This window comes from Pedobacter sp. L105, assembly GCF_009765875.1.
GTDB lineage: Bacteria > Bacteroidota > Bacteroidia > Sphingobacteriales > Sphingobacteriaceae > Pedobacter.
In genome coordinates this window covers 1-14,195 of record NZ_LMUP01000014.1, presented here as the reverse complement: position 1 = coordinate 14,195, position 14,195 = coordinate 1, and the positions used below count along the sequence as shown (strand labels likewise).

Genomic DNA, 14,195 nt, shown 5'->3' with positions numbered 1-14,195 from the left:
CAAACATTGTTCCGAATTTAAGTTTTTTGTGACATTTTACCCTAAATATTTCGCTTGTTATCCTAACTATCTTTCCTTAAGACTTCTAGTGGTGGATATTTTAGCACATTTCTGCTGCTTAGCATTCCTGTGATCACGACAAGCAGTGTAATTCCTATAAATATGAGTACGGATGGAAGTAAAGGAACAGTAAAATCACTTCCAAAACTATAAACTGCCAGGGCCCAGCTTGCAGCCATTGCCATAACCACTCCTGCCGCCGCAGAGAGCACACCCAGAAAAAAATATTCTATAGCAGTAATGGAAAGTATCTGTTTACCCTTAGCCCCTAACGTTCTTAACAATACAATTTCACGCAGCCGCTGATTTTTACTGCTTCTCACTGCAGAAACCAAAACGATCCAACCTGTGATCATACTAAACGAAGCCATGAAACGAATTACAAAGCTTATTTTGCCTAGTAGTTCATCCAATACCTGAAGCACCAGCCCTAAATCGATCATAGAAATATTAGGGAAATTGCGTACCACAGCCGATTGAAAACCAGCAGATACTTTTGGACCTGGCACCCTGGTCATGAGCACATGGAACTGTGGGGCATCTTCCAATACCCCGGCAGGAAATACTACACGGAAATTGGTCTGCATTCTTCCCCAGTCTATTTTCCTGAAGCTGCTCACTTTTGTCGGGATCATCATGCCTTGCACGTTAAAAAGCATTTTGTCGCCTATTTTAACATGGATCCATTCTGCATATCTTTCATCCAGAGATATAGGTACCGTATCTGCAGGTGAGCTCACCTGCCCTACCCATTTTCCTTCGCTGATCTTTTCTGCACTAGTTAATTTACTTTGAAACGTAGCCCTGATTTCACTTTTAAACAGCCGGCTGGAAGATTCCCTCCTTTTGTTTTCGTCACCTTCAGGTTTTCCTTTCAGGCTATCGGCACGGGCCAGCTGCGTAGCGGTTTTACCATTAATTTCTTCCAGGCGCATGGTTACTACCGGAACCTGGCTCATTAAAGGCAAATGATAGTTTTTCGTTAAACTGTTGACTGATTTTGTCTGGTTGGTTTGTATATCAAACAATACCATGTTGGGCTGCGATTTACCCGATGATAAAGTGACCCTGCTAATCAGGATTCCCTGTACAAAGTATAAAGTAGCGATCAGTGTAGTAGCTAAGCCAATAGAAACGATCAGCATGAGTGTTTGGTTATTGGGTCTGTATAAATTGGAAAAACCCTGTCTCCAGGCATAACTTAAACCCGAAGGGAGTGCTTTTCTCACCAGTCCTAAAAGCAAGAGCGAAAGTCCATAAAATATGATGATAGCCAGGATAATACTTCCAACAAAGATCAGTGCCTGCATCCAGCTATCCATTTGCAGGTAGGTAAAACCAAGGATAAACAAAAATATCAACAGGTAAACCAGGTATTTTAAAGGTTCTGCTGTTGCCTTGGAGGGCTCGAAGGATAATCTTATCGCATTCAGCGGAGAAATACGTCTCACAGAAAGCAGGGAAGGCAAAGCAAAGAGTACCGCAATCACTAGACCGGTGATGATTCCCTGGAAAATAGCGATCCAGGAAATCTGCATGGTAAATTCTACCGGCAGAAAATCTTTGAGCACGAGAGGAAGTAAAAATTGTATGCCGGTTCCGATCAGTGCACCGGCTACAGCGCCGGCCAGTCCGATAAAGGTGATCTGGATCAGGTAGATAAAAAAGGAATCCCAGGCTTTAACACCCAGGCAGCGTAAAGTAGAAATTGCCACTATTTTTTCATTGACATACACATGAATGGCGCTTCCGACACCAATGCAGCCTAATAACAAAGCTATGAAACCTGCCAATGCCAAAAAGCGGGTAAGGTCCTGAAAGGAACGGCCGGTATCCTGTTTTTTAGTTTCCACCGTTTGTGCATCCATTCCCTCTTTGTCCAGTACCGGTTGAATTTTCTTCGCTAAGCGGGAAACCGTTTGCTGGTCATTGATCTGATAAAAGTAGGAATAGTGTATCCTGCTGCCAAATTGCACCAACCCTGTTTCATTCAGATATTTCAGCGGTATATAGACCACCGGGGAAACTGTCGCGGAAAGACCGGTTTGCCCCGGTGCGTTGTCCAAAAATCCGGCAATGGCAAAGCTGAGTTTTCCAACTTTAATAGAATCGCCTGGTGTGGCATTGAATTGCAGCATTACTGTTTTATCGACCAGCGCATTTCTGCCTTTGCTCAATGCCGATACAGCACTGACTGGCCTCGTTTCTATCGTTCCATAAAAGGGGTAATTGCCTTCCAGGGCTTTAACCTGGACGAGCCTGCTGCCCTGCCCTTTTACAAAATACAGCATTGAAGCGAAGTCGAGTTGTTTTGCCCTTTTATTTCCCAGGGTATCCAACATCGCCATAATAGGTTTACTGATCGGTTTTCTGCTGTCTATGATCAGATCTGCACCTGTTAATGTCTTCGCCTGTTCGTCTATATCACGCTGTAAGTTATCCCTGAAGGAATATACAGCGACTAAAGCGGCTATCCCCAATATGATGGAAGACGTAAAAAGAAATAATCTGGAGCGATTTTTCCGGCTATCCCGCCAGGCCATTTTAAACAACCAGGCCACCGGTGCCGATTGCTGAAAGTTTTGCTTATTCTCCGGCATATACTTTTTGTTCATCAGCTATAATTACTCCGCCTTTTAACCGAATGGTCCTGTCTGTACGGGAGGCCAGTTCCAGATCGTGCGTAACGATCACGAGCGTTGTTCCGGCTTCCTTATTCAGGTCGAACAGAAGTTTGATTACTTTTTCACTGGTTTCTCCATCCAGGTTTCCCGTAGGTTCATCGGCAAACAGGATAGCCGGTGTATTTGAAAAAGCCCTTGCCAGGGATATCCGCTGCTGCTCACCTCCCGAAAGCTGTACAGGATAATGGTCTGCACGTGCAGACAAACCAACTTTATCCAGCAGTTCCATGGCCCTGGGGCGGATGTTCTTTTCTCCTCTCAGTTCCAGTGGAACCATGATGTTTTCCAATGCGGTAAGCGTAGGTAACAATTGGAAGTTCTGAAAGATGAAACCTACATAACGGTTTCTTACGCCCGCCCTTTCGTCTTCGGAGAGTTGGTCCAGCACCACCTGGTTTAGTTCCACAGAGCCCGACGTGGCCCTGTCTAAGCCGGCACATAAACCCAAAAGTGTAGTTTTTCCGCTGCCGGAAGGCCCTGTAATGGAAACAGTAGAACCCTTCTGAATGGAAAAACTGATTTTGTCCAGTATGGTTAATGCAGAACCTGAACTATGATAATGTTTACTGACTTCTTTAATATTCAAGATGGCTTCCAAAGCAATAGGATTAAAAATGTTGATATTTGACCTAACATTTAGGTATTTGTTACTGTTAAATATAGAGCTAAAACAATTAATTCATCAGATGAGCGCAATTAAGTTACGTTACTATTACATCGTTATTATCCTGTTTACAGGGATATTTTCAAGCTGCAGTCACCAGCAGCCCGCGACAACAGACCAATCTGATGCTGCGAAACCTCATACAGCAATCAAGCCAGAAAAAGGCCCTGCACTTAAAAACATACTTTTTTTTGGCACCAGTCTTACTGCCGGCCTGGGTGTAGATCCTGAACAAGCTTTTCCGGCTTTGATCCAGCAAAAAATAGATTCGTTAAAATTACCCTATAAAGTGATCAATGCAGGCTTGAGCGGAGAAACGTCTGCAGCCGGAAAAAGCCGGATTGACTGGCTGCTAAAACAGCCTGTTGATATCTTCGTTTTAGAATTGGGTGCCAACGACGGGCTAAGAGGAATCCCTGTAAAGGAAACACAGGAAAATTTACAGGCGGTAATTGATAAAGTTAAACAGAAATACCCTAAAGCGAAACTGGTACTTGCCGGCATGCAGATGCCGCCAAGTATGGGAGAGAAATATATGGTTCCTTTTAAAGAGCTGTTTCCAGCGATGGCAAAGAAAAACCACATGGATTTTATTCCCTTTTTGTTAAAAGGTGTGGGCGGTGTTCCACGTTTGATCCAGGGCGACGGGTTGCACCCTACACCCGAAGGGCATAAAATATTGGCTAATAATGTTTGGGTGATCTTACAACCTGATTTGTAATTTATCCTGTTTGAATTAAACCCAACCAGGATCTGGCTGGGTTTAATTGTAGCGAAATTATTGAAAGGAAGTTGGGATTATTTACTCAATAAACCTTCAAAACTAACCGATGCATAAACGAGGGCACCAATAGTTGGTCCGCCGGCATATTGGATATAGGCCTTATTAAAAATATCTGTTCCTCCAATTTTGATAGTGGCATTAGATGCGGGCAGTCTATAAGTTACCTGGGCATCAAAAGTATTGATTGAAGCAATTCTGCCGGTAACCAACGGGCTTTCCCATAAGAAAGAGTTCTGCCATTTGTAGACTACACTAAAGCCAAAGTTTTTTAGTACTTCCCTGTTGCCGATAGTAAGATTAGTCGCGAAATCAGGTGTGTTAAAACCTGTTACAAAGATATCATCAGTTGCATTTGATTTCAGTTTGTTGTAGCTCACATTTCCGGCAACCGTATACTTTTGATAGAAATTATAAGTAACACCTAAAGCAGAACCATAATTGGTGTATTTGTTCTTGGCATTGGTATATACTCTGTAACGGTCTTGTCCGGCATCCCTGTTTGCGTCCAGTTCATCTAACACTGCTGCATCAGAACCTATCTTAGCACCTTTCGGTACATCCACCTGCACCTGCCCTAAAAATCCGGTATAGGTATTCGTGTAGGCATCAATATCTAAAGACAGGGTATTTTCCAGCAGCACACTTTTATAACCGATCTCAAATGAATTGATCTTCTCCGGATTTGCCGTTGGCAGATCTGCTTTTACCAATAAACTGCGGTTATTCAGCGCTGCTGTATTTCTGTCTGCACCTGCCGCCACAGCTGCATTAACAGCTGAGTTAAAGGCCACGGCCGAATTGCGGGTATAACTGTTATCCAGGTAACCTAAACCATCATTGATAAAAGGAAGACTGCCTACCCTTCTAACCCGTCCATTATTCACATAAGATAGGGCTTCAAATAAACCCGGAAAACGATACCCCTGCTGATAGGTAGCCCTGAAGTTGTTTTCTTTGTCAGGCGAGTAAACTGCTGCTATCCGTGGAGTGATCTTAGGATCAAAGTAAGGGTTATAATCGATACGTCCTGAACCAAAAATCTTTAGTTTGTCATCAAAAAAAGTTTTGGTAACCTGTGCGAAACCACCTACTTTTTTGTAATAAATGTTTTTCCCATAAGTTCCGTCAGGCAGTTCAACATTGCGCTGATCTATAGGACGGCTAAAATCTACAAAGCTATTTCCATCAGGGGTAATCTGATATACCCTTCCATCGGCACCTAATAACAGATCGAAATATTTCACAGCTTTTGATAGGTCCCATTGTCCTTCGAGGTTGTACATATGGCTGCTCTGTACCAGGGCCGCCCCGCCAGTAGCAGGTGCATTTGGAATCAGGGAAGATTTAATATCCCAGTTATTGATGCCAATGATTGTATTTTTCAAAGTTTCAAAAGCCTGTGTTCCTGGTTCTACCCTACCGGCATCTGCGATCTGCCTGGCATAAGCTGTAGCAGCAGCCAGATTTGCATTGGTTAGTGAACCTCCATTATTGGTAGCAAAAGCGCCCAGGGCATTTTTATATTTTGTTCCCCAGACACTGTTACTTCCGCCACTGGCGAGATCGAGATTATCTGCCAGTGGTTTTACATTATAAGAATCGCCAGAGTTTTCTACCGACATATAAGCACGTACCAGGAAGTTACTTCCTTTTAGTTCCAGTTTATGGTTTTGGATAATGACATTGTCCAGCTGTATTTTATTCCCGCGCTGAAATACACCATCCATTTTTCCCATGCGGTAATCGTATGATAATTCAACGGACTGTCCCAGGCGGTAATTCAATCCTGCATCAAATTTAAGGTTATCTACATTTGGCTTAACCAGGTCTTTTTCCCAATAACCTGTTCTGGCAACATTTAATGTTTGGTTTGTTTTTCCATTGATGGTTAAACCACTAACGGAAACAGTATTACTACCGGCAAGTACATCATCACCATATTTGTTCCATCCGTCATAAGCCACATTGTTTGCTCCATTTAGCGCAGTGAAAGAAGGATTTGCAGTTTTCAGGTTATTAGGGTTCTGATCCTGATGACTGTCGGACAGCCAGTCTGTTCCCCGCAAATAACTCAGATTAACTTTAAAAGCGAATTTATTGTTAAATGCTTTGGCATAACGAACGGCAGTTTCGGTAAGGTTACTCAGATCACGTCCTGTACCGCCAAGATGGTTCAGTCCTGTTTTCTGGTAAAAACTAAATCCCTGGTAAAGAAAAGGACTTTTGGTGATTAGGTTTGACATTCCATTAATGGCATTCATTCCATACAATGCGGAAGAAGCACCCGGAGTAATTTCTATGCTGGCAATATCCAGTTCGGTTGGCCCGATGGCGTTTCCAAGAGGTACGCCAAGAGTTGCGGCCTGCATATCTACCCCATCTACCAATTGCATAAAACGGTAATTGCTGGGGATATTGAATCCTCTGGTATTCGGGATTTTAAAAGTAAGACTGGCAGTAGTCATCTGCACACCTTTTACATTTTCTAAAGCATCATAAAAACTTGGTGCAGGAGATTCACGAAGCGCACGTAGGTCTAGTTTTTCAATCGCCACCGGCGATTTTAATATACTTTCCGGCACGCGGGATGCGGTGATTACCACTTCATTACCGATCACTGCCTGTGTGGCCATGCTAATGTTGATCTGCGAACCGGCTTCTTTTACCACAAATTCCTGTGTCTGGTACCCGATGCTGGTAAATACCAGATTATAAGGAAATTTAGATTTAGAGAGGAGTTTGAACTTTCCGTTCTGATCGGTTATGGTACCAGCAATGGTACCTTTGATCGTAACACTTACGCCGATTAAAGGAGTTTTTGAATCCTGGTCGTTAACAACTCCGGTTACTTCGACCGGCTGATTTTCCTGCGCCATCAATGGCTGAAAATGCAGTAAAGAGAGAAAAAAAATAAACGTAATAATACGCTTTGGGTAGAATGATTTCATAGGATGGGTTTAATGTTGACATCTGTAGTTAAATTGGAGTTCTTTAAAAACAAAAATGACAACAACAACCCTCAGCAGCCTTGATGTAGTGCTGTTGAAAGGAGAGAGAGGAGAGCGTTAATTTAGTGAACAACATAATATCTATAGATTTAGTATACAAACATACTATGTAACACTCATATTACAAAATATTTTTTTTAAAATACTCCTGGACAGCTAGATGTTTTTGGTGCTTTCCCGAAGGCGATACCTACAGTGACTTCATGTGTACCGCTCTTATAGCTTGGCAGTTTAGCTTTAAAAAACCCTTGGACAGCTAGATGCTTTTGGTGCTTTTCCAAAGGCGATACCGACGGTGAGTTCATGTGTGTTACTCTGATAATCTTACAGTTTAGCCTTAAAACACCCTTGGGCAAATAGATGCTTTTGGCGCTTTTCCGAAGGCGATACCGACGGTGAGTTCATGTGTACCACTCTGATAACCTTGTAGTTTAGAAACCGCGTAATCATAGGAATAACCTATCCGAAAACGTTCGTTCACGTAAAACTGGGCGATTCCGATAATGGCAGCCTGACTGCTCACATCGGTGTTCTCATATTCTTTCTTGAATAATTTTAAACTGGTACGGTAACCTGCACCAAACCAGATCCTGTCGCTAAATATGGCCATCAAATTGAAATCTGCATTGGTTGGACCCAGGAAATCTTCCCGGATCATTATGCTTGGACGCAATCTCAGGTCGGGCGACACATTAGCCAATGCTCCGGCGATGAAGTACACATGACGCGTTTGTACAATATCATCTGAATAGGCTGAGTTGTTTAACCGGTAATCATTCACTGCATTGGAATTGTTGAGCAGGTTTAGCGCCGAAAGGCCGATATACCAGTATGGCGTAGTGTAATATATTCCGGCACGGAAATCAGGAACCAGATTACTGGAATTACCGGCAGGAACCGCCTGGTCACTTCCATCTACGGTAGTCAGTTCACTCCCGTTAATACTGTACTGCGCTACCCCCACTCCTAGTCCAAAGCTCAGTCTCCGGGTATCGGCTGCATCCAGCTGCAGGCGGTAGGCATAATTCAGTGTAATGGAGGTGGAAGATTGTGCACCTAATTGATCGGAAGTGATCTGCAGCCCTACCCCATGTTTGGTAGTCTGCGGATCCAGTATCCCATCGATGGAAACCTGACCTGTTTTTGGTGCCCCCGGTAACCCTACCCATTGGTTTCGCAAGGCCATCTGCGCAAACCACTCTTCCTTATAACCCGCATAAGCAGGATTAACACTCATCGTGTTAAAGATGTATTGGGAAAACTGGATATTCTGCTGCGCTTTTACCTGGCTTCTGCCAGCAAAGAACAGACAGCTAAACATCACCATCTTATACCAATTACTCCCCTTTAAAAAATTCATCAATCTCATCGTTTTAATAATATCCAGCCTTTTTTAACAGTTTGAGTAGCGCCTTTTTTAAACACGATTATATAGTAATAAGTACCTTCACTTAAGCCCGAACCATCCCACTGGTTCAGGTAATTTTTGTTGACATACACCTCATTGCCCCATCGGTTAACAATCACCATGCTTACACTGTCAAAATCTTCAATTCCTATAATCTGGAAGGTATCATTCTTACCATCTCCATTTGGTGTGAATGTGTTAGGAATAAAAAGGTCGATCAGCGAAACGTTGATACTCACCAGGGCTTTGTTGCTTACTTTTCCTTTTAAGTCAGTTACGGTATAAGTGAAATCATCAGGACCGGCAAATCCTTTATCCGGAGTATAAGTTACTGTGCCATCCGGGAATACCTGCACCTGTCCGTGAAGAGGATAACGGGTAATCACTACACTTCCGGCATCCAGTCCGTTGAAAGAAGGAATGTCGTTTCCGGTAATCGTAAACGTAACCGGCTGGTCAATTTTGGTGTCCGCATGGTCGTTGACTGCCACTGGTTTATCATCAATATTGACCACTGTAGGCGTATCGTTGTCTTGCTGCGTACCTGAAATGTCGGTAACCACATCACCCGCAGGGGTAGTTCCGGTTATAGTTGCCGTATTGGTAACCAGTCCATCACGTTTTTCCTGGTCGGAAACGGTGTAGGTCACTGTAGCCGTAATAGATGCACCGACATCAATTGCATCGGCACTTAGCGTTACCTTTCCACCGGTTTTCAGATCTTCTAAGTCCAGGTTGTGTAATCTTACATTTCCTGTATTGGTTAGAATAAAGGTATAAGTGATTGTAGAAAAATCTTTGGAGATCACTCCGGTTTTTACAAGGGCAATGGAACCTGTAGTTACAATATTCACCGTTGCACTTGCAGTTTCCGGATTGGCTTGTTCTGCCGTAGTTACTGTGGCAGTATTGATGATCGTACCTGTTCCTGCTGCAGGTTTTCCATTGTTATCCAGATCGGCCTGGGTAACGGTATAGGTACCTGTGTATACCCATGATTCATCTGCTTCCAGGATGCCATTGCCATTGTCTCCTGAAATTGGCCCTGTCAGCAAACCTCCCAGGAACGGATCTGTCACCTGCACATGGGTATGATTAGCAGAAGCTGTGTTTTTTACCGTAATGGTGTATCTGATCTTGTCCCCCACTTTTGAGACCACGCTGACATCGGCAGTTTTTGTAATGGAAATACCACTGCATACAGGCACAGTGACAACCAGGGTAAATGGCTGCCCAGGACAACCGCCCAGTACTGAAGTAGGTGTAATAGTGTAAGTTGCAGGTTGTATCGTATGACTGGTATTCGTTAATGTAGCACTGATGGTATTTCCTGAACCACCTTCCATTCCAAGGATGTTGTTATTTGGCGTTACCGTCCAGGTGAAAGTGGCAGGAATTGAGTTCCCCCCCTGACCGGTATTGTTAATATTGTCCTGAAGGTTGTAATTGAAACTTGTACTGCCACAGGTTAAAGTATTGATCACATCATTAAATCCTATAGGATGTGGATAGACGGTGATTGTTCCGGTTAGTTGGGTGGTAGTACAGGTGCCGCTTGCTGTAACGATATAGGTGTAGGTTCCAGGCTCTGACGAGGTTCCACTGATAGTAAATATTCCATTTGTCAATTGTCCGGTTACCCCTTGCGGCAAACCAGATACTGAAGCTGTTGTAGCGTTTGTGGTTTGATAAGTGATTGGGGTGAGCTCTGTATTAACGCAAAGGGATTGATTAGCAGTACCAGCTCCGGAAGTGAGTTGCAGGTTGGTGTTTGGGTTGACGGTTATCGTACCTCCTGAACTTGCAGGGCTGCAAAGGCCTGTTGCCGATACCGTATAACTAAAAGCGCCCGATACCGTTGGCGTTCCGCTGATCGTAAATTCGTGGGTAGCGGGCGCATAGTCACCCCTTAAACCCGCTGGTAAACCGGAAACCGTTACCCCGGTTTCATTGGCCACGGTATAAATGATCGACTGGATCGGCTGATTGATACAAACCGTCTGGCCTGCTGTGGAAGTAGCAGAAGTCAGCGCAATCGTCACATCAGGGTTCACTGTTACCGTCCCCACTGAACTGGCAGGTACACAAAGACCGGTCGCTGCTACCGTATAACTGAAAGGACCTGATACCGTTGGCGTTCCGCTGATCGTAAATTCGTGGGTAGCGGGTGCATAGTCACCCCTTAAACCGGCCGGTAACCCGGAAACCGTTACCCCGGTTTCATTGGCCACGGTATAAATAATCGACTGGATCGGCTGATTGATACAAACCGTCTGGCCTGCTGTGGAAGTGACCGAAGTCAGCGCAATCGTCACATCAGGGTTCACTGTTACCGTCCCCACTGAGCTGGCAGGTACACAAAGACCGGTCGCTGCTACCGTATAACTGAAAGGACCTGATACCGTTGGCGTTCCGCTGATCGTAAATTCATGGGTAGCGGGTGCATAGTCACCCCTTAAACCCGCTGGTAAACCGGAAACCGTTACCCCGGTTTCATTGGCCACGGTATAAATGATCGACTGGATCGGCTGATTGATACAAACCGTCTGGCCTGCTGTGGAAGTGACCGAAGTTAGCGCAATCGTCACATCAGGGTTCACCGTTACCGTACCCACTGAACTGGCAGGTACACAAAGACCGGTCGCTGCTACCGTATAACTGAAAGGACCTGATACCGTTGGCGTTCCGCTGATCGTAAATTCATGGGTAGCGGGTGCATAGTCACCCCTTAAACCCGCTGGTAAACCAGAAACCGTTACCCCGGTTTCATTGGCCACGGTATAAATAATCGACTGGATCGGATGATTGATACAAACCGTCTGGTTTGCCGTAGAAGTGGCTGAGGTCAGCGAAATCGTCACTTTAGGATTAACCGTTAAAGTTGCCGTATTAGACACAGCAGAGCAGCTACCAGTTGAAGAAGTAACCAAAACTCTATATTGTCTGCCACTAATATCAGTTGTTACGCTTGGTACAGTAAGCATGCTTGCTGTTGCTCCATTAATAGGAGTCCATGTGCCAGCTGTGGGATCACTTAAATATTGCCATTGGTAACTTAGATTACCAGTATTTGCATCAGTCGTAATTCCAACGGAAGTGGTAAAATCAGATCCTTCACAAACTGTATTGCTCTGCGGCTGGGTTGTAATTTTAGGAAAAACAGTATTAAATGTAGCTGTAGTGGTGGTTGATAAAGCTCCATAAATATCCATAAAGTTATACTTAATACTCGCCGTACCATTAAAACCTGGTTCAGGTATAAAAGTTAAAATTTGAGCCGACAGGGAAGGATCTGCGCTATTTGGAAGAAACTTAAATTCTCCCATACCAGCTATAGTTATATCTTGTTTTTTTGTATCATTAATAGTTGGACTTGCAGGAGGATTCAAATTTACATTCAGTGGATTTGGGGCACCGTTAGCATTTGGCCTTGTATCGTTACTTAAAATATCAATACTTTGTTGCTGACCCTGACAGCCACTCATAACATCAGGCATTGCTGTAGGCTGAACCAATGCATTTGGATTTACTGCGATTGATAGACCTCTGATTTCATGATAATTATTATTCCCTCCCGTTGAAGAGGAAATCCCGTATTTTAAGCCACTGGCAGGAATTGTTTTATTGTAAAAATAATTTGTAATAACCGGCGTTGGGGGAGTTACGGCATCATGTTGAATGCTCACATTAATTATTAAACCACCTGAAGAGCCTGGAGTAAGGCTAATAAATGCCTTTCTATAACCCGACGATGGACTTGTAGCAGTTCTGCTTTCACCGGCAATACCAAAAGAAGGGGACAATGCTGTAGTTTGAGCGGTAGTCAAAAACTGATAATTACCTGTAACAGCAGCGTTTCCATCTCCTGCACCACGTAAGGTTACACTATTTTCTGTACGGACAGTTCCACCCTGCCTGTCTTCACTCGGATCAGAAAAATTCCCAAACTCATCCAAACCAATCCCCAAATACCCTTTAGAAACGCCGGGGCCGCCATTGATCTGAGCATATCCCAGAGACCCACCGAATCCGCCAATGTTAAAAGTAGCATCAGTAATGGCAGCATCAAACAGGAAAAAGCAAATCCCATCAGCGCCATTTCCTCCATAAGTATAATATTCAAATGATATATTTAACCCATAGGTTCCAGGAAAAACATTATTAGAATAGATGAACGCTTTTTGATTACCCGTATTATCTGTCAATCGCAAATATCCGCTGCCATTTGCATCTATAGCAGCTCCGCCTGCCGGATTAGGGCCTGCGGTTAAAAATGCCGCTTTATCTCCACCAACAACAACATCATTAAGTTTAAACGTAGAATTTTTGAAAGTTTCATTATATGGAAACTGAGCGAAACATAAAAATGGAAGGAGTAAAAAAATAAGAAAAATCCCGAGGGATTTTAATCCTTTAAAGGAATATCCCTTAGAAAAGATTGCGCGCGAAAAAATCGCCTTAAAAAAGCATTTAGCAGACCCATAACTCAATAATACCTTATCAGGTAAAGGTTTATCCATATAGAGTGTTAGTACCAGTTACCAAAATATGCTGTTAATCATAAATCCAAAAGGCCTTAACATGATTTGTAACTGACATTAAAATAAACCTTGCAGTGAAATTTCACCACAGATTGCATTAATAGTTTCAAATCAGTTAATAATTCAATTTCCCCCTACAAAGTACCAACAAATATAAATATTATCCAGATTTAAACGCTTAATTCCAATCAATAATAAATTTTATACCAAAATTTATTTTGGACGTCAATCAAATCTCAAAAAAGCTTTTTTTGTAATTATTCAAAATAGGTTAACAAAGGTAAAACGTATTAATAAATAGCTACAGGACGAATTATAAAACATATTCCTACAGGTTCTGATCAAAAAAAATAAATATATATATTTCAGACGCCTTAAATATCAGGTAAAACTTAGTGTATTAAATACACATAACGAGAAATTAATTACACATTAAAAATCATGAATCAGAAAATATAAACAACATTAAGACCAGTGAATGTCTTTGTTTAACACTAATAATTTACTTATAAAATCCTAAATAATTTAAATAATTAATATCAGGTTACAAATTCAAATAAAAAACTCAATTATATATAATCAAATAATATTTGTATTAAAATATTTGCATCACAGTGCAATAATCAAATTTAACCGGATTAAAATACTCTTGGGCAAATAGATGCTTTTGGTGCTTTTCCAAAGGCGATACCGACGGTGAGTTCATGTGTACCACTCTGATAACCTTGCAGTTTAGAAACCGCGTAATCATAGGAATAACCGATCCGGAAACGTTCGTTCACGTAAAACTGGGCAATCCCGATAATGGCAGCCTGACTGCTTACATCTGTGTTCTCATATTCTTTCTTGAATAATTTTAAACTGGTACGGTACCCTGCACCAAACCAGATCCTGTCGCTAAATATGGCCATCAAATTGAAATCTGCATTGGTTGGACCCAGGAAATCTTCCCGGATCATCATGCTTGGACGCAATCTCAGGTCGGGCGACACATTAGCCAATGCTCCGGCGATGAAGTACACATGACGCGTTTGTACAATATCATC

At 42.8% G+C, this 14,195-nt stretch carries 7 protein-coding genes; 1 reads left to right on the top strand and 6 read right to left on the bottom strand.

All coding sequences use genetic code 11. From position 1 onward, the window contains the following. Positions 1-62: 62 nt before the first annotated feature. Positions 63-2,675, bottom strand: coding sequence for an ABC transporter permease (locus GSQ84_RS23090; RefSeq protein WP_254070959.1), 2,613 nt, complete (start codon positions 2,673-2,675; stop codon positions 63-65). Next, positions 2,647-3,342 (bottom strand): ABC transporter ATP-binding protein, encoded by a 696-nt coding sequence (locus GSQ84_RS23085; RefSeq protein WP_158799746.1) that lies wholly within the window; start codon positions 3,340-3,342, stop codon positions 2,647-2,649. Before GSQ84_RS23085 ends, GSQ84_RS23090 begins: the two co-directional genes overlap by 29 nt. Positions 3,343-3,430: 88 nt before the next feature. Between GSQ84_RS23085 and GSQ84_RS23080 the strand changes: the two genes are divergently transcribed. Next, positions 3,431-4,129 carry an arylesterase gene (locus GSQ84_RS23080; RefSeq protein WP_158799745.1) on the top strand — a complete coding sequence of 233 codons (699 nt, stop codon included), beginning with the start codon at positions 3,431-3,433 and terminating at the stop codon, positions 4,127-4,129. 77 nt (positions 4,130-4,206) lie between these two features. On the opposite strand, the gene GSQ84_RS23075 is transcribed toward GSQ84_RS23080, so the two are convergent. The 4 genes from GSQ84_RS23075 to GSQ84_RS23060 form a co-directional block, all read right to left on the bottom strand. Continuing rightward, positions 4,207-7,140 carry a TonB-dependent receptor gene (locus tag GSQ84_RS23075; RefSeq protein ID WP_158799744.1) on the bottom strand — a complete coding sequence of 978 codons (2,934 nt, stop codon included), beginning with the start codon at positions 7,138-7,140 and terminating at the stop codon, positions 4,207-4,209. Between the two features lie 397 nt (positions 7,141-7,537). Next, positions 7,538-8,560: a type IX secretion system membrane protein PorP/SprF gene (locus GSQ84_RS23070; RefSeq protein ID WP_254070958.1), complete on the bottom strand. Its 1,023-nt coding sequence runs from the start codon at positions 8,558-8,560 to the stop codon at positions 7,538-7,540. Positions 8,561-8,565: 5 nt separating this feature from the next. Then, positions 8,566-13,128 (bottom strand): gliding motility-associated C-terminal domain-containing protein, encoded by a 4,563-nt coding sequence (locus GSQ84_RS28120; RefSeq protein ID WP_254070957.1) that lies wholly within the window; start codon positions 13,126-13,128, stop codon positions 8,566-8,568. A gap of 659 nt (positions 13,129-13,787) precedes the next feature. After that, positions 13,788-14,195 (bottom strand): type IX secretion system membrane protein PorP/SprF (locus GSQ84_RS23060; protein WP_158799743.1); only part of this gene is annotated, 408 nt, incomplete at its 5' end.